Raw genomic sequence first — 16265 nt, 5'->3', positions numbered from 1 at the left:
GTGGTCATGACACGAGTGTCGACGATGGCGCGGCGGATGTCCGCCATCGTGTTGACCGTCGGATGGTGTGCGGCGACGGTGATCTCGGCGGCCACCACCAAGGCGGCCGGTTTCGAGACCCTGCAGGTGCCGTCCGCGGCGATGGGCCGCAGCATTCCCGTGCAGTTCCTGGCGGGCGGACCGCACGCGGCGTATTTGCTGGACGGCTTCAACGCCGCCCCGGACGTGAGTAACTGGGCCACCGCGGGCAACGGGTTCAACACCCTTGCGGGCAAAGGGATTTCGGTGGTGGCGCCGGCCGGGGGCGCCTACAGCATGTATACCAACTGGGAGCAGGACGGCAGTAAGCAGTGGGACACGTTCCTGTCCACCGAACTGCCGGACTGGCTGGCCGCCAACAAGGGGCTGGCGCCCGGCGGCCACGGCGTCGTCGGCGTCTCCCAGGGTGGGTACGCCGCCACGGCGCTGGTGACCTTTCACCCCGACCGATTCCGGTACGCCGGCTCGTTTTCCGGCTTCCTGACCCCTGAGCGCACCGGCGTCGACGGCGGGATCCGGGCCGCCCTGCTGCAAGGTGGCGCCGACAGCGGGGCGATGTGGGGCGCGCCGCAGCTCGGCCGGTGGAAGTGGCATTCGCCCAACCAGAACATCCAGCAGCTGGTCGACAACGATGCCCGGCTGTGGATTTTCAGCCCGGGCAGTGGCGCTCCGACCGATCCGGGTGCCATGGGCGACACCGGCGACATCTCCCAGGGCACCAACGCCCAGTTCTACTCGCACTACCGAGACGTCGGCGGTACCAATGCCCACTTCGACCTCGGTCGCGGCGGCGGCAACGACTGGCCGACCTGGTCGAGGCAGCTGAGTGCGATGTCCGCTGATCTCGCGGCCAATATCCGCTAGGACATGCCATGACCGACAACAGGATTCGTCGAGCCGTCCCGCTGCTTGGGGCGACGCTGGCGGTCGTCGTCCCGGGCGCCGTCGCCGCGGCCGCGCCGGGAGTTCCGGGCAACAACGACCGTCTCAACAACGGCATCGTGGTGAACGTCGACACCATCAAGGCGCAGGCGGGTTGCACCACCAAGCTGAAGAAGAACCCGCAACTCGAGGCCGCCGCGCAGCGCCACACTGTCGACGTGCTCAACAATCGAAGCCTTGACGCCGATATCGGCTCCGACGGGTCGTCGGTGGCCGACCGGGCTCGTGACGCGGGATACCGCGGCGTCGTGGCCGAGACGGTGGCGATCAACAATTCGCTGGCCATCAACGACCTCGACGTGATGGGCAACTGGTATTACCGGCCCGATTACAAAGCGATCATGTCGAACTGCGCGAATACCCAGATCGGGGTGTGGTCGGAAAACAGCATCGACCGCAGCGTTCTCGTCGCCGTCTACGGGCAGCCGGACCGATGAGGCGCGCTATCCGGTTGGCCGCCTTGATGATTGGCATGTCGCTCGTGAGCGTCGCACCGGCGCACGCCGTCCCGGCGCCTGACATCGAGTTCATCTACGACACCACGGTGCGCAAGCAGTACAACTTCGCGAACACGGCGGAGGCGATCGCCTACGCGCACGGGATTTGCGACAAGATCACCGGCGGGGCCAGCTACGGCCAAGTCATCGGTGACGTGAAACGCGACGTCCTACCCAACGACGAGTACTCGGCCAACTACCTGATTTCCAACGCGGTCAACATATATTGCCCGGCCCAGCTGTGGCAGCTGCGCAATTCGGCGGGCGGCTACGTGCCTCCGCCGCAGTGAATTAGTTGCCGGTGCTGGCGTTGCCCAGGTCAGGCCCGTAGTAGGGGGGCGGGTAGTTGCCACGCAGCAGCCACGCGAATGCCGCGATCCCGTACTCCAGCTCGTCGCTGGCGTCGTAGTCCGGGTTGGGGTTCATGGGTGTGAGCCTATCTCGATAGAGCGCCGAGTACCTGCTGAACCTGCCCTACCTGGTGGTCCCGGCAAGACTTGCGCTGATTTTAAGGATGGACGGCGGATCAGTCGGTGAGCTGCGAAAGTACGGTGTCGGCGTCGGTGGTCGCGCCGCGGTTGTACGGCAGCTTCGACAGCGCGGTGCCCATCGCGCAGGTGTCGGAGACGGCGGCGAAGGTCAAGCCACCGCCGATCGCGGCCGCCAGCCACTTGAGCCGCGGTATCGCGACGCTCCCGAGCACCGCGGACAACACGATCGACCCGGCGACCAGACGCACCTGGCGCTCCAAATCCCAGCGCTGAACACCGCGCTTGACGTCGAATCCCTGGCCCTCCCATTCGGTGATGCCGTTGCGCAGCACCCGTCCGCCGTCGACGCCGGCACCCTGCAGCAGCTGCGCGGCCCGGGTCGCGCGCTGACCCGACCGACAGACCAGCACGATGTCGTCGCCGCGATCGAGTCGCTCGGCGACTTGTCCGCTGTGCTTGTCGAGGATGTCGAGCGGCACGTTGACAGACCCGTCGATGTGGGCGGTCTCGAATTCCGCCGGGGTCCGCACATCGAGGATCCGCGGCGGCTTGTCCGCGGTAATGCGATCGTTCAATTCGGTTGAGGTGATGGCGGCAGTCATGACCGGGGGAATACCCGGCCGCCTCGTTGCCGGCGACGTTTCGATCGGCGTGAGTCTTGCAATCGCCGCAGGTCAGCCGTTCAGCAGGGCCGAGTCGGAGGCGCCCGTCTCGTCCGCCTCGTCGGATCCGGGTTGCGGCAGCTTCTCCGGATGCAGCATGTCGGCGTAGCGCAGCTGCTCCGGGATGCCGAATCCGTCGACGATGGTCTCGGCGTACGGACGCAGCAACCGGCACCGATCGTTGATGCCGCGGGTGACCGCCTTGGCCCGCTCGGTGGACAGGAAGCGGTGCTCGACGTACCACGCCTTATCGTCCTCGATGACGCTGAGCGCGTAGAGGTCGCAGAGCAGGCCGAGCACCTCGCGGGCTTCGTCGTCTTCACACGAGTCGATGCCGGCGACGAACGCCTCGAGCACCACCCGGTCGATGTGTGCTCGGGCCGCGTGCAGCACATGGTCTTGGACCGAGTTGAACGCGTCGAACGCCGACATCTCCTTCGACTTGGCCTGCAATCGCCGCGCCACCGAGGCGATCATGTATTCCTCGCGGTCCTCGAACATCTTGACCTGCGTGCCGCGGTTGAACAGGCTGCCCTCTTCCTCGTTGTCCTGCCGGGCGTCGATCACGGTTTGGATGATCGTCTCGGCCGCAGTGCGTTTGAGCACCCGCTCGCCGGCGAAGTTGGCCGCGAAGCGGACCCACTCGACCGGGCTCATGCTCTTGATGTCGTCGGCGTAGGCGGTCAGCAGCTCCTTGGCCACCAGCTGGGTCAGCACATGGTTGTCACCTTCGAAGGTGGTGAACACATCGGTGTCGGCGCGCAACGCGATCAACCTGTTGTCGGCCATGTAGCCGGCACCGCCGCACGCCTCGCGCGCCTCCTGAATCGCGGTCGATGCATGCCAGGTGTTGGCGGCCTTCAAACCTGCGGCCCGCGACTCCAATTCACGCTGCTCCTCGGCGTCGGGGGAGTCCGCGGTCTGCAGGTCGTGACATTTGGACACCAACTCATTCTGGGCGAATTGCAGCGCGTAGGACTTCGCGATCAACGGAAACAGCCGACGCTGATGCACCAGGTAGTCCATGATCAGCACTTCGCCGTCGTCGTCGGGCGCACTGAACTGCTTGCGCTGCAACGCATATCGGGTCGCGATGTCCAGGGCTACCCGGGCGGCCGCACCTGCGCTGCCGCCGACGGTGATCCGGCCCCGGATCAGGGTTCCGATCATGGTGAAGAAGCGGCGGTTGGGATTCTCGATCGGCGAGGTGTAGGTGCCGTCCGGTTCGACGTCGCCGTACTTGTTCAACAGGTTCACCCGCGGGACCCGCACGTGGTCGAACACGATGCGGCCGTTGTCGACACCGGGCAGGCCGCCCTTGTACTGACAGTCCGAGGTCGTCACGCCAGGCAGGTCGTTGCCGTCGGCGTCGCGAATCGGGACCAGCACGCAGTGCACGCCGTGGTTCACCTTCTCGCCATTCTCGGTGGTGATCAGTTGCGCGAAAACCGCTGCAATGGTCGCGCTTTCGGCGGCCCCGCCGATGTAGTCCTTGCGCGCGCTCGGTGTCTCGGAATGGATCACGAACTCTTCGGTCTCGGGATCGTAGGTCGCTGTCGTCTCCAGGGACTGCACGTCGCTGCCGTGACCGGTCTCGGTCATCGCGAAGCACCCACGTAGCTCAAGGTTGATGATCTTCTTGACGTACTTCTCGTGGTGGCGCTCGGTGCCGAGGTTCTCCACCGCCCCACCGAACAGCCCCCACTGCACACCGGCCTTCACCATCAGCGACAGGTCGGACATCGCGAGCATCTCGATCATCGCGACAGCCGCGCCGACATTGCCGTTACCGCCGTGCTCCTTGCGGAAGCCGTCTTCGGCGGCGCCCCCGGCGGCCATGATGCTCATCTGCTCGGCCACCTTGGCGCGCGCGATCACCGTGTTCGGTGTGTAGTGCGGACGGAAGATCTCCAGGGCGAGCTGCTCTCGCATCTGGTTCTTGACGTCGCGCCAACGGCCGTCGAGTGAGTTCCGCAAATGTTCCGCAATGGTGGTCATACCCGACGGTAACCGATCAGAATTGCCAAGCCGAGATCATCTGCAGACTTGAACCGACACTGCGGCGGCCCAGCACGCGAGTGAACGTCCCGTTAACCAAGGCTGTCTATAGTCTGCTCCGCGGTCGTGGTCAAGCGGTCGCAGAAAGGTGCGCTATGAGCGGGACCTCCCGCGCTTTCAGCAGCGAGGGCGCGGTCGACGTCGCCACCGTCGCGGCGGCCTTGCAACCCCGGTTCACGGTGGCCGCCGGCGAGCAGGCCACGGTCTTGCGCACCTGGCTGGACACCTTCGACTGGCGGTTACACGCTGCGGGGATCTCACTTCAGTACGCCGACGGCGGGCCGCTGGTCATGCAGTTCCCTGACGGCGCCCGGTTGCAGGCGCCGCTGGCCGGGGTCACGTGGCCGGCGCAGGCACACGATCTGCCGCCCGGGCCGCTGCGCGATGCGTTGGCTCCGTTGATCGTGCCCCGGGCGCTGACGCCGGTCGTCACCGTAGGCTCGGCGACCCAGGAACTCCGGGTACTCGACCGCGAGGAGAAAACCGTCGCACGGCTGTTGACCGACAGCGTCGACGGCGGCGGCAGCCAGCTGAGCATCCAGCCGTTGCGGGGCTACGACGCCGCGGGCGAGCGGATCGCCCGCTTGCTGGCCGGGGTGGACGGATTCGCCGCGGTAGCGATGACGCCCTACGACCTCGCGCTGACCCGCGCCCCCCGCACTCCGGTCAACGGCAGCGGTGCTTCGGCGCCGCTGCGCGCGAAAACGGTTGCGGCCGTGGCTGTTGCTGAGATGCTGATGGGATTCGCGGCGGCGATCGAGGACAACATCCCGGGGACGATCGCATCGATCGACGTCGAATTCCTGCACGACCTACGAGTCGCGGTGCGTCGCACCCGCTCGATTCTCAAGCTCATCGGCGACGTGCTGCCCAACAAGATGGCCGAGCGGTTCGCCCCGGATTTCAAGTGGCTGGGCGACCTGACCACCCCGGTCCGCGACCTCGACGTCTACCTGCTCGAGCTGGACGCCATGGCGTCCCGGCTAACGTCCGCGGCGCCCGGTGACCTGGACCCGTTCCGGGCGTTTCTCGTCAAGCACCGTGCCGCCGAACGGCGAAAACTGGTGCGAGGGCTGCGATCCAAGCGATTCGAGAACCTGCTCGGCGACTGGCAGGCGGAGCTGGTCGAAGTGATGAACGACGACCAAGGCGGGCCGACCGTCGCCAAGTTGGCGCGGCGGCGCCTGCGCCAGGCCTACCGCGACGCGGCGCGGCGCGGGGCACGGATCGACGCGAATTCGCCGAGCGGCGACGTCCACACGCTGCGCAAGCGGTGCAAAGAACTGCGCTATCTGCTCGAGGTGTTCAAGCCGGTGTGCGACAGCGCGCCGCATCGCGCCCTGCTCAAAGAACTCAAGTCGCTGCAGGACACGCTCGGCGACTTCCAGGATGGCGAGGTGCAGCGCGAAGCAGTCCGGGAGTTCGCGGCGGCGATGATGGAGCAGGGCGCGGCGCCCCCCGCGACGATGCTCGCGATGGGGGAGATGGCGGCGCAACTCGATGCGCATCAACTCAAGGCGCGCGCAGCGCTGGCCGGTCGGCTGCAACCCTTCCTGGCCGAGGACAATCGGGCTCGCGTCGAGGCGCTGGTGCGCCGATGAAGGTGTATGCGACCTACAACATCAAGGGTGGCGTCGGCAAGACGTCGACCGCGGTGAACCTCGCCCATTTGGCGGCGCTCGACGGGCACAACGTCCTGCTGTGGGACCTCGACCCGCAGGGCGCGGCGACATACATGTTCCGCGTGCGGCCGAAGGTCAAGGGGGGCGGCCGGGCCCTGGTGGACGGGTCACGAACGCTTGACGATGCGATCAAGGCCACCGACTTCGACGGGCTCGACCTGGTGCCGGCCGATTTTCGGTATCGCAACCTCGACGTGCAACTCGACGACATGAAACGGCCGACCCGTCGGATCCGTGAACTGCTGCAACCGCTGACCAGTCAGTACGACACAGTATTCCTCGACTGCCCGCCGAGTATCTCGCTGCTGTCGGAGAACGTGCTGCACGCCGTCGACACCCTGCTGGTGCCGATGATCCCGGCGACCCTGTCGGTGCGCACCTTCGATCAACTGACCGATTTCGTCAGCGACTTCGACGGCCGCCGCCCGCGGGTGCGTGCCTTCTTCTCGATGGTGGACAAACGGAAACGGTTGCACTGCGACTTGGTGCACCGCCTCGCGTCGGAACGGCCGGGCATCCTGGCGACGTCCATTCCGGCGCTGTCGATCATCGAGCAGATGGCCGAACAGCGGGCCCCGGTGACCGCTGCGGCGCCGAACAGTCCCGCGGCGTTCTGCTATAAGGCGCTGTGGTCAGAGATTCTGAGCGACGGACTCAGCTGATCCATCAGGCGTGGTGCCGGCGCGACGGTCGTCGCAGCCGCCAGCGCAGCGCCGCGACCGCGACGACGCCGAAGCCGAGCAGCAGACCCATGTCGAGCAGCCACTGGCCGGACGTGTGCTTCCACGAATCATCGGCCTCGGCAAGCGGATTGACGGCGTGCACGTCGACGGTCGACGCGGTGGCGGCGAAACCCCACCGGGACGGAACCAGCGCGGCGATCTGTTCGAGCGGGAACCGCCCGGATATCGGGAACAGCGCCCCGGCGAATACCACTGAGATCAGGACGATCAGCACCGCAATCAACAACACCTGCTCGTAGAGCGTCGCCAGCGCCGAGAATGCCAGTGCGATCAGGGCCGTCACGATGGCGATGGCCGCTAGCGCGATGAACAACTCGGTGCTGGCGGCGAGCTTGTTGTGACCGAGCAGGACCGCGCCGTTGGCGGGTGGTTCTTGCCCGACGGTCGCGACGACAGTGATCGCGGCGGTCTGGACGATTGCGGTCAGGCTGTAGACGATCACCTTGCCCGCCAGGAAGGCCGACGCCGACAAACCCTGCGCTTGTTCGCGCCGAAAGACGCGGTACTCGCCGAACAGGTCGCGGATACCCACGGCAGTCCCCATCACGATGGCGCCGAGCGTAAGCACGGTCAGGATTGCGAGTGCCTGATCGGGGTTGCTGCCGTATCGGCTTGCCGGGCCGAGCCCGGCGTCGCCGGGTATCAGCAGGCAGATCGCGCCGAACAACAGAGGAAGAATCGCCAGGAACGTGAGGTAGCGCTGATCTCCGATCAGCATCCAGGCTTGCCGACGAGTCGAAATGGCGATCTGCCGCAAGATGTTTCGATGCATTGTGGGCGCGGTCGGCGCTTCGGATGGTGTCGGCGGCGGCTCCGGTGGCGGCGGCTCGTCACGGCGAGCCAGATATGCGTCGTGCGCGCCGTAGGGATCGTTGCGGGCTCGCCGGATGATCTCGGTCCAGTCGGTGGTGCCCAGCTGTTCCCCGATCTGCGACGGCGGCCCGGCGAATACCGGAATGCCCGTCGTGGTCAGCAACACCACCTGGTCACAGACGTCGAGATCGGTGGGCGCCGTCGTTGCCTCCAGGACGACGCGTCCCTCGTCGGCGAGTTGACGCAACGTGGCTGTGATCCGTTGCGCGGCTGGCGGATCGAGGCCGGCGGTCGGCTCGTCGAAGACGATCAGCGCCGGATCGGTCAGAAGTTCCACCGCCAGCGAGGCTCGCTTGCGCTGCTCTGGGGTCAACGCGCCCGCCTTGGCCGTCCGCAGCGCCGTCAGCTCCAATCGCTCGAGCACCGAGCGAATAACCTCGCGTCGTCGATCGGCCGAAGTGCTTGGCGGCAACCGCAATTGGGCGGAATACTGCAGGGCCTGCTCGATGGTCAATTGCGGCCGCAGCAGGTCATGCCGCGGTACCACTCCGACGTGTGGCCGGACATCGTCGGCGGCGACGTCGTGGCCGTCGAAGTCGACTTCACCCATGCTCGGTTGCACCGTGCCGGCCAACACCTCGACCAACGCGGAGGTGCTGGCTTCGGATAGCCCGATCACCGAGGTCACTGTGCCCGGTGTGGCGGTGAAGGAAAGATCGGCCAACGCCTGCTCTCCGTCGACGCTGACGCGCACGCGGCGCGCCCGCAACCGACCGGCGATGGCCGTCGGGGGCGGAGGTTGCTCATCGCGTGGCGGTTCCGGCTCGGCCGCAGAGGGCTCCTCCTCCGGCGGCTCGGGCGCGGGCCGGCGCGGCTTCAGCTTCCGGAGCAGCTGTAGCTTCTGTCGCACTTCGGTGAGCCGGGCGGCCGCGTTCGGCTTCGGCGCAGCCGGTGCGACGGCTGCCGGGGACTCCGCCTGATCCTGTTCGGGCTGATCCTGCTGCGGCTGCGGGCCGACCGTGGGAACGGATGGCGGCGACGCTTGCTGCGGCCGGGGACGCGCGACCGGCTGCGGCGGCGGAGGAGGTGCTGGCTGCGGCGCCGGAGGTGGAGGCGGAGCCCACCGGGCCGGAGGCGGCGGTGGCGGCGCGACGGGGCGTGGCCGAGGGGGCGGGCCCGGTGGCGGGACCTGCGCAACGGGCCGACGGGGCGGCGGTGGTGGTGGCGGGAAGTGCGCGACTGGCCGCGGGGGCGGCGGTGGTGCCGGGTGTGGTTGAGGGGGCGGCGGCGCGAGTCGCCGTGGCGGTGGTGGCGGCGGTGGAGCGGGCAGCTGGAAGGCCAGCCGCGGGCCGCGTTGCGGGTCACCGAAGGTGATCACGCGGCCGTCGTGGATGAACACCGTCGACATGCGGACGCCGTCGACGTACATTCCGGCCTCGCTGCGGTCGACGGCGATCCACTCGCTGCCGTTGAAGTGCAGCAGGATCTGCGGTTCGGACAAACCACCGAGGCCGTGCAGCTGGATATCAGCTCCGCTGTTCGAGCCGATGGTGACATCGCGATGCGGGGGGAAGGCGAAGCGGTGGGAGCCCACCCAGACGACCAAGGGCGCGCCGAACCCTGCCATCGACACACCCACCCCTTTTGCCTCGCCCGATTTCTGGAGTCGAACTTTCATTATCCAGCTGGCGTTCGCCAGGACTCGATTGCACGCCCTCGGCGCTGGCCAGACGCGTCCGGGGCAGGGGGCTAGCGGGTTCCGCCGGCTCGCGGAACGGGCGCCGAATCGTCGAGAAGACGTCGCAACACCGCGACGGCGTCGACCAGGGTCTGGCGATCGGTGGTGTCCAGTGCGGCGAGTTGAGGCTCGATCGCGCTGGCGCGGTCGGCGCGGACGCGGTTGAGCGTCCTCATGCCCTCGGCGGTGATCTTGATCCGTACCGCCCTGGCATCGCCGGGGTCGACGGTTCGAGTGACCAGGCCGGCATCCTCGAGGCGTCGCACCTGGGTGGTCATGGTCGGCTGCGAACAGTGGTCCACCGCGGCCAGGTCGCAGATGCGCGCGTCGCCCTGGGCGTCGATGGTCGACAGCAAGCGGGCCTGAGCGGCCGGCAGTTGCAACTGGACGCGCTGGGTGGCATAGCGGTTGATACGGGCGACGACGGCGAGCAAATCCGAACCCAAACCGGCGACGGACTCCTCGGCCGCGGTTCGCTCAGCGGTTGCGGATGAGGTCATGCTCTACATAAGTAGCATAGGGTGGCTATCTAGGCCGCGATCCGACGAATTTGTCGATTGTCAACCGGCAAACGCCGACGTTTGCTAACGGAGCACCCTGCAGCCGACTGGCAGAATTGATCCAATGAACGCGACTCGCCCTGCGGGCGGGACAGCCACGTCCCGCTCGCTGCGCCCCGGCGAGCTCTCGCAGGCGTCGGTGATGGCCGCATTGTGTGCCGCGACCGCGATCATCTCCATCGTCATTCCCTTCGCCGGAGCGTTGGCGTTGCTGGGCACCGTGCCAATGGGGTTGCTGGCTTACCGCTACCGGTTTCGGGTGTTGGTCGCCGCGGCGGTCGCCGCTGCGCTGATCGCCTTCCTGATCGCCGGACTGGGTGGACTGATGACGGTCGCCAACAGCGCCTACGTCGGCGGGTTGACCGGGGTCGTCAAGCGGCACCGCCGCGGCACCGGCACGGTGGTCGTGGTCGCCCTGTTCGCCGGGGCGCTGTTCAACGTCTTCGCCGTTGCGGCGTTGGCGGTGCTGTCGCGGCTACGGCACCTGATCTTCGACGCGATCACCGCCAACATCGACGGTCTCGCGGCCGTCCTGCGGTCGACCGGCCGCTTCATCACCGAGCACCCGTTCCCGACGAGTCCGCGCATTGGGTCCGCGCTCGAATGGTCGGCCCACGAACTGCAGTGGCTCCTGGCCAAAGGGCTCCAGTACTGGCCGTGGCTGATCCTCGTCAACGGGATCGCGTCGATCGTCGTCGTGTCGTTGATCGGCTGGTGGGCGCTGTCTCGGGTGCTTGACCGGATGCGCGGCATCCCCGATGTGCACAAGCTCGACGAACCGGCCGACAACGGACCGGTCGGTCCGGTTCCGGTGCGCCTGAACCAAGTCCGATTCCGTTATCCCGGCGCCGACCATGACGCGCTTCGTCCGGTCGATCTCGCGGTCCAGGTCGGTGAACACTTGGCGATCACCGGCGCCAACGGGTCCGGCAAGACCACGCTGATGCTGGTCCTGGCCGGTCGGGAGCCCACCTCGGGCATCATCGAACGACCCGGCTCGGTGGGCCTTGGCCGGATGGGTGGCACCGCGGTGGTCATGCAGCATCCGGAAAGTCAGGTATTGGGCACCCGGGTCGCCGACGACGTGGTGTGGGGCCTGCCGCCGGGAACCACCACCGACGTCGCCGAACTGCTGCGCGAGGTCGGACTCGAGGCGCACGCCGAACGCGACACCGGCAGCCTGTCCGGCGGAGAATTGCAGCGACTCGCGGTCGCGGCGGCGCTGGCACGAGAACCGGCGATGCTGATTGCCGACGAGGTCACCAGCATGGTCGACCAGGAAGGCCGTGACGCGCTGCTCGGCGTCCTGTCAGGTCTCAAGCACCAGCACCGCACGGCCGTCGTGCATATCACGCACTACAACAACGAGGCCGAGTCTGCCGACCGCAGCATCAACCTCAGCGAGTCCGGTGACAACACCAGCATGGTCGACACCGTCGCCGCGCCGGCGCCCAGCGCTGCGCTGGATCACGGATCCGGGCCGGCCATCCTCGAGGTCGTCGGCGTCAGCCACGAATACAACAGCGGTACTCCGTGGGCCAAGACCGCTCTGCGCGACGTCAGCTTTTCGGTACATCAGGGCGAAGGCCTGCTGATCCACGGCGGCAACGGATCGGGAAAGTCAACGCTGGCATGGATTCTCGCCGGGCTGACAGTGCCCACCACCGGCGCCTGCTTGCTGGACGGGCGGCCCACTCACGAACAAGTCGGCGCGGTCGCCCTGTCATTCCAGGCGGCCCGCTTGCAGCTGATGCGCAGCCGGGTGGACCGGGAAGTGGCGTCAGCTGCGGGATTTTCACCCGAAGATCACGACCGGGTGGCAGCCGCGCTGGCTGTCGTTGGGCTCGACAGCGGATTGGCCACGCGGCGCATCGACCAACTCAGCGGCGGGCAGATGCGCCGGGTGGTGCTGGCAGGTCTGCTGGCGCGTTCGCCGCGCGCGCTGATTCTCGACGAACCGCTGGCCGGCCTGGACGCCGTCACGCAGGCCGGCCTGGTGCGCTTGCTCGAGGAGTTGCGCCGCGAACAGGGTCTGACCGTGGTGGTGATATCCCATGACTTCGCGGGCTTGGAAGACCTGTGCCCACATGTAGTGGATCTTCGCGACGGCGTGCTGCACGCGGTCTCGACGACGGCGGGGGAATTGTCATGAGTACGGCTGCGCCCGACCGACGCTCCGAACGCCGACCGTCGCGCTCGGTGGTGCTATTGCGCCCGGTGCCCGGCACCTCGGTGGTGCACGAGCTGTGGGCCGGCACCAAACTACTTGCGGTGGGGGGCATCTCGGTCCTATTGACCTTCTATCCGGGCTGGATCGCCATCGGATTGGTCGCCGCACTGGTCTTGACCACGGCTCGGCTCGCGCACATTCCGCGGGGCGCGCTTCCCGACATCCCGCACTGGCTGTGGGTCCTGCTGATGCTCGGCGGGGTCTCTGCGGCGTTCGCCGGCGGCAGTCCGGTCGTTCATCTGGCCGGCGTCCCGCTCGGCCTGGGCGGCCTGCTGAATTTCCTGCGGATCACCGCGTTGTCGTTCGTGCTGCTGGGTCTGGGCGGAATGGTGTCCTGGACCACGAATGTCGCCGAAATTGCGCCTGCTGTAGCCACTTTGGGCCGGCCGCTGCGCTGGCTAAAGATCCCGGTGGACGAGTGGGCCGTCACGATTGCGCTGGCGCTGCGGGCTTTCCCGATGCTCATCGACGAGTTCCGGGTGTTGTACGCGGCGCGCAGGCTCAGGCCCAGGCGGGTCGCGACCACCCGGCGGGCTCGCCGGCGGCGCGTGGCACGAGAAGCGGTCGACCTGATCACCGCGGCGCTCACGGTCACGTTGCGGCGCGCCGACGAAATGGGTGACGCGATCACCGCGCGCGGTGGCATCGGTCAGATCTCCGCGGCGCCGTCGCGGCCGAAGCACGCCGACTGGGTCGCCTTCGCCATCCTGGTGGCGGTGTGTGCCGCCGCTGTCGCACTGGAGGTTCGCACCGGGTTCAGCGGCGTGCCGCGGCATTAGCCGCGTCCTGGGCCCGGCGCAACGTGGTCGCTACATCGCTGCGGCCCAGGAACATTTCGTCGAAGTAGGGCTTGATCGCCTGATTTCCGGCCGCGTAGCCGGCCCCACCCGGCGCGGCGATGCGCGGCCCGTTGAGGACGTCAAAGAAGGGCGTAACGTCGACGCCTTTGCTCAGCCAGTGGTCGAAATAGGTTTTCTGCGCAGCGGTGACGGCGGGGATGGCGCTGCCCTGACGCCCGAGATACTGGTTGCCTTCCGTACTGCCCATCCAGGCCAGCACCTGACGTACCGCCGCGGGGTGCGGCGAGGCCGCATTGCCGGCCGCGGCAATGCCATTGGTGACGCTGACCCGGCCCTTCGGGCCCGACGGCAGGATCGCGACGCCCCAGCGGAATGCGGCCTGCCCGGCGATCGCGGCGAGGTTGTAGGTGCCCGACTGGAACAGCGCCATCTTGCCGGCCAGGAACTGGTTGCGGGAGAAGTCGCCGTTTTCGTTGGTGTCCGACGCCGGCGGCGCAACGTGGTCGTGGTTGATCAGCGTCACCAGATAGGTGAACGCCTCCACGGCAGCAGGGTTGTCGAACACGAACCGGTCACCGTCCTCGAACGCGCCGCCCGCCGACCCGATGAAATTGAGGTAGATGCCCTGCGGGTCGTTGGCCGCGTTGTAGGCCCAGCGCCGAATACGGTTCGGATCGAAACCCGGTGTGTCCGCGGTGTGTCCGTCGACGTCGACGGTGAGGTGGGCAAGCAGTGGCCGCAACGTGTCGTCGTCGCCCGCACCCCAATGCAGCGTCGACAGCGCGGCGGGGTCGACGCCCGCGGCGGCGAGCAGATCGGCGTTGTAGTACAACGCGATCCCGCCGTCGGTCAGTTGAGGAACGGCCCACAGTGTGCCGTGCCGGGTGAACTGCTGGACGACCGACGATTCCCACGTCGCCGCGATGTCGGGGCCGAACGTCGCGCCGATGTCCAACAGTCGGTTGCTGTCGGCGTATCCGGCGAGGTAGGCGTTGGACACCCAGAAGATGTCGTCGGCGCTGCCGCCTGCGACGTCGGTGCGCAGCGTGTTGAAGTACGTGGAATAGGAGACGACGTCGGTTTGCACGTCGATGTCGGGATGGGCCTTCATGAACGCCGCGAGCGACAGGCGGTACGCCTTGGCCACCTGCTGGTCCCAGAGTCGAACGGTGACAACGGTTTTGCCGCTGGGTGGTCGCGCGGCAACGTCTAGCAGCACCGCTGCGGCGACCAGCAGCACAGCTGCCAGCACCCAGGCCAACGCGGCCCGGGTGGAGAATCGGAGCCCGCTCACTTCAGCCCCGTCACGACGATCGAGCGGACGATGTGCCGCTGGAAAATCAGGAACAGGACCAGCAGCGGCACGACGGCCACCGCCACCGCGGCCATCACCAGCGTCCATTGCGCGTTGTAGCGCGACTGCAGCGCGGCCGTCGCCATCGTCAGTACCTGCCATTTGGTGCCGCTGGTGATGATCAACGGCCACAGGAAGTGATGCCATTCGGACACCACTGTGATCAACGCCAGCGTGACGATCACCGCGCGGCTGGACGGCACCACGACGTGCACGATCACGTCCAAGGTGTTCGCGCCGTCGAGATAGGCGGCGTTGATCAGGTCGTCCGGGATCGTCCGGAAGTGCTGACGCAGCAGGAAGATCGCGTAGGGGGAGCCGAAGACGAACGGTAAAACCAATGCCCAGAACGTGTTTCGCAGTCCCACCTGCGACATCATCAGATACAGCGGCACCACGGTGACCGTGCCGGGCACCATCAGCGTCGCCAGGTACACCCAGAACAAGGCGTCACGGCCGGGAAAGCGCAACCGGGCGAAGGCGTACGCGGCGAAGATCGACGAGGTCAGCTGGCCCAGCAGGCTGGTCGCGGTCATCAATGCCGTCACCGCGAGCGCACGACCGAATCCGTGGTCGGCCAGCCCGGAATAGTTGGCCAGTGTGGGCGGCTTCGGCCACGTCAACGGCGTGCCCGTGGCGAACTGATGCGCCGATGTGAACGAGGTCAGCAGCCCCAGGCCGAATGGCGCCAGCGTGATCACCGCTCCCGCGGCCAGGGCGAGGTAAATGATTGCCGCCGAGAGCTTTCTAGGTGAGGTCATAGCTGGTCCGTCGCCGGAAGTAGAGGTGCTGGACGAGGGTGACGGTGACCAGGATGACGAACAGCACCACCGCCATCACCGACGCCCGACCGACCGCCGCGGCCCCGAATGCCTCGGCGTAGATGCGGTGTGCGACCAAGTCGGTGCGGTTCTGCGGGCCGCCGCCGGTCAGCGCGTAGACGGTGTCGAAAACCTGTGCGGCACTGACCACTCCGGTGACAACCACGAAGAACATGGTTGGACGCAACATCGGGAGCGTGATGCGCCAGAACCGCTGCCAGGCCGTCGCGCCGTCGATGCGCGCCGCCGAGTGGATGTCGTTGGGAATGGCCAGGATGCCGGCCAGGAAGAACAGCGAGACGTAGCCGACGTTGCTCCACACCACGACCGCGCACACCACCGGTAGTGCCAGCCCCGGGTCGCTGAGCCATTCGATGCGATGCCCGAGCAGCGTGCTGACCGCGCCGTCGGTGGGCGCCAAGATCCAGCGCCACAGCACCGCGATGGCCAGCGGCACGCTGATCCACGGCAGCACGTAGATCGTGCGGAACAGTCCGCTGCCGGGCAATTCCCGGGCCAGCAGGGCGCCGACAACCAGCCCGAGCGCGGTCTGCACCGGAACCACCATCGCTACGAACGCGCATGTCACCAGCAGCGAGTTGCCGAAGGCCCGATCGGTGAGCACCGAACGCCAATTCTGGCCTCCGACATACTCGATGGGCCCGAGCAGATCCCACCGGTGCAGGCTCAGCCACAGCACCACCAGGATCGGCAGCAGCATGAACGTGACGACTCCGAATAGGCTCGGTGCGATCAGCGCGTACCCCAGCGCATGCGATCGGCGCCTGGCGGTCACCGCAGCGTCACGCATGCAGCCATTAAAGCGGGTCGATAC

The 16265-nt window shown here is 67.2% G+C and carries 14 protein-coding genes and 1 pseudogene; 7 read left to right on the top strand and 8 right to left on the bottom strand.

What is annotated here, in order from left to right; genetic code table 11:
• The first annotated feature begins 6 nt into the window (after positions 1-6).
• The 3 genes from MKK62_RS25460 to MKK62_RS25450 are packed head-to-tail and all read left to right on the top strand — an operon-like array spanning position 7 to position 1768.
• Positions 7-903, top strand: a complete 897-nt coding sequence (locus MKK62_RS25460; RefSeq protein ID WP_240263148.1) for an alpha/beta hydrolase-fold protein — start codon at positions 7-9, stop codon at positions 901-903.
• Positions 904-911: 8 nt separating this feature from the next.
• Complete coding sequence (locus tag MKK62_RS25455) at positions 912-1418, top strand: CAP domain-containing protein (protein ID WP_240263149.1); 507 nt, start codon at positions 912-914, stop codon at positions 1416-1418.
• A 35-nt stretch (positions 1419-1453) separates the two neighbouring features.
• Complete coding sequence (locus MKK62_RS25450; RefSeq protein WP_240263150.1) at positions 1454-1768, top strand: DUF732 domain-containing protein; 315 nt, start codon at positions 1454-1456, stop codon at positions 1766-1768.
• Between the two features lies 1 nt (position 1769).
• Here MKK62_RS25450 and MKK62_RS25445 read toward each other — a convergent pair.
• The 3 genes and pseudogenes from MKK62_RS25445 to MKK62_RS25435 all read right to left on the bottom strand — a co-directional run.
• A pseudogene (locus tag MKK62_RS25445) lies at positions 1770-1907 on the bottom strand (hypothetical protein); the annotation flags it as partial.
• 97 nt (positions 1908-2004) lie between these two features.
• Positions 2005-2571, bottom strand: coding sequence for a rhodanese-like domain-containing protein (locus tag MKK62_RS25440; protein WP_240263151.1), 567 nt, complete (start codon positions 2569-2571; stop codon positions 2005-2007).
• A gap of 72 nt (positions 2572-2643) precedes the next feature.
• Complete coding sequence (locus MKK62_RS25435) at positions 2644-4629, bottom strand: acyl-CoA dehydrogenase family protein (protein ID WP_240263152.1); 1986 nt, start codon at positions 4627-4629, stop codon at positions 2644-2646.
• A 155-nt stretch (positions 4630-4784) separates the two neighbouring features.
• Here MKK62_RS25435 and MKK62_RS25430 point away from each other — a divergent pair, with 155 nt between their 5' ends.
• Both MKK62_RS25430 and MKK62_RS25425 read left to right on the top strand, forming a co-directional pair.
• A complete protein-coding gene (locus tag MKK62_RS25430) occupies positions 4785-6290 on the top strand; it encodes a CHAD domain-containing protein (protein ID WP_240263153.1) in 1506 nt (501 codons plus the stop codon).
• Complete coding sequence (locus MKK62_RS25425; protein ID WP_240263154.1) at positions 6287-7033, top strand: ParA family protein; 747 nt, start codon at positions 6287-6289, stop codon at positions 7031-7033. Before MKK62_RS25430 ends, MKK62_RS25425 begins: the two co-directional genes overlap by 4 nt.
• Before the next feature lie 4 nt (positions 7034-7037).
• On the opposite strand, the gene MKK62_RS25420 is transcribed toward MKK62_RS25425, so the two are convergent.
• Together MKK62_RS25420 and MKK62_RS25415 are read right to left on the bottom strand one after the other, a co-directional pair.
• On the bottom strand, positions 7038-9554 hold the full coding sequence (locus MKK62_RS25420) for an ATP-binding cassette domain-containing protein (protein ID WP_240263155.1): 2517 nt from the start codon (positions 9552-9554) through the stop codon (positions 7038-7040).
• 122 nt (positions 9555-9676) lie between these two features.
• The gene (locus MKK62_RS25415; protein ID WP_240263156.1) at positions 9677-10165 is read right to left on the bottom strand and encodes a MarR family winged helix-turn-helix transcriptional regulator; all 489 of its coding nucleotides are present in this window, start codon (positions 10163-10165) and stop codon (positions 9677-9679) included.
• A 124-nt stretch (positions 10166-10289) separates the two neighbouring features.
• Between MKK62_RS25415 and MKK62_RS25410 the strand changes: the two genes are divergently transcribed.
• Both MKK62_RS25410 and MKK62_RS25405 read left to right on the top strand, forming a co-directional pair.
• Positions 10290-12377: an ABC transporter ATP-binding protein gene (locus MKK62_RS25410; protein WP_240263157.1), complete on the top strand. Its 2088-nt coding sequence runs from the start codon at positions 10290-10292 to the stop codon at positions 12375-12377.
• A complete protein-coding gene (locus tag MKK62_RS25405; RefSeq protein ID WP_240263158.1) occupies positions 12374-13234 on the top strand; it encodes a CbiQ family ECF transporter T component in 861 nt (286 codons plus the stop codon). The genes MKK62_RS25410 and MKK62_RS25405 overlap by 4 nt, the downstream gene beginning before the upstream one ends.
• Here the strand turns inward: MKK62_RS25405 and MKK62_RS25400 are convergent.
• Genes MKK62_RS25400 through MKK62_RS25390 form a run of 3 tightly spaced genes read right to left on the bottom strand, consistent with a single transcriptional unit; the run spans position 13212 to position 16241 of the window.
• A complete protein-coding gene (locus tag MKK62_RS25400; RefSeq protein WP_240263159.1) occupies positions 13212-14549 on the bottom strand; it encodes an ABC transporter substrate-binding protein in 1338 nt (445 codons plus the stop codon). The genes MKK62_RS25405 and MKK62_RS25400 overlap by 23 nt on opposite strands.
• Complete coding sequence (locus tag MKK62_RS25395; RefSeq protein ID WP_240263160.1) at positions 14546-15370, bottom strand: carbohydrate ABC transporter permease; 825 nt, start codon at positions 15368-15370, stop codon at positions 14546-14548. The genes MKK62_RS25400 and MKK62_RS25395 overlap by 4 nt, the downstream gene beginning before the upstream one ends.
• The gene (locus tag MKK62_RS25390) at positions 15357-16241 is read right to left on the bottom strand and encodes a carbohydrate ABC transporter permease (RefSeq protein ID WP_240263161.1); all 885 of its coding nucleotides are present in this window, start codon (positions 16239-16241) and stop codon (positions 15357-15359) included. Before MKK62_RS25390 ends, MKK62_RS25395 begins: the two co-directional genes overlap by 14 nt.
• Positions 16242-16265: the final 24 nt, after the last annotated feature.

Source organism: Mycobacterium paraterrae, assembly GCF_022430545.2.
In the GTDB taxonomy this organism is placed as follows: domain Bacteria; phylum Actinomycetota; class Actinomycetes; order Mycobacteriales; family Mycobacteriaceae; genus Mycobacterium; species Mycobacterium paraterrae.
This window is presented reverse-complemented; position numbering and strand designations above follow the sequence as displayed.

Coding starts and splice junctions, on each gene's coding strand:
- MKK62_RS25435 (WP_240263152.1), bottom strand. CDS start 4,629: ATGACCACCATTGCGGAACATTTGCGGAACTCACTCGACGGCCGTTGG.
- MKK62_RS25420 (WP_240263155.1), bottom strand. CDS start 9,554: ATGGCAGGGTTCGGCGCGCCCTTGGTCGTCTGGGTGGGCTCCCACCGC.
- MKK62_RS25410 (WP_240263157.1), top strand. CDS start 10,290: ATGAACGCGACTCGCCCTGCGGGCGGGACAGCCACGTCCCGCTCGCTG.
- MKK62_RS25440 (WP_240263151.1), bottom strand. CDS start 2,571: ATGACTGCCGCCATCACCTCAACCGAATTGAACGATCGCATTACCGCG.
- MKK62_RS25430 (WP_240263153.1), top strand. CDS start 4,785: ATGAGCGGGACCTCCCGCGCTTTCAGCAGCGAGGGCGCGGTCGACGTC.
- MKK62_RS25460 (WP_240263148.1), top strand. CDS start 7: ATGACACGAGTGTCGACGATGGCGCGGCGGATGTCCGCCATCGTGTTG.
- MKK62_RS25390 (WP_240263161.1), bottom strand. CDS start 16,241: ATGCGTGACGCTGCGGTGACCGCCAGGCGCCGATCGCATGCGCTGGGG.
- MKK62_RS25395 (WP_240263160.1), bottom strand. CDS start 15,370: ATGACCTCACCTAGAAAGCTCTCGGCGGCAATCATTTACCTCGCCCTG.
- MKK62_RS25405 (WP_240263158.1), top strand. CDS start 12,374: ATGAGTACGGCTGCGCCCGACCGACGCTCCGAACGCCGACCGTCGCGC.
- MKK62_RS25425 (WP_240263154.1), top strand. CDS start 6,287: ATGAAGGTGTATGCGACCTACAACATCAAGGGTGGCGTCGGCAAGACG.
- MKK62_RS25415 (WP_240263156.1), bottom strand. CDS start 10,165: ATGACCTCATCCGCAACCGCTGAGCGAACCGCGGCCGAGGAGTCCGTC.
- MKK62_RS25455 (WP_240263149.1), top strand. CDS start 912: ATGACCGACAACAGGATTCGTCGAGCCGTCCCGCTGCTTGGGGCGACG.
- MKK62_RS25450 (WP_240263150.1), top strand. CDS start 1,454: ATGTCGCTCGTGAGCGTCGCACCGGCGCACGCCGTCCCGGCGCCTGAC.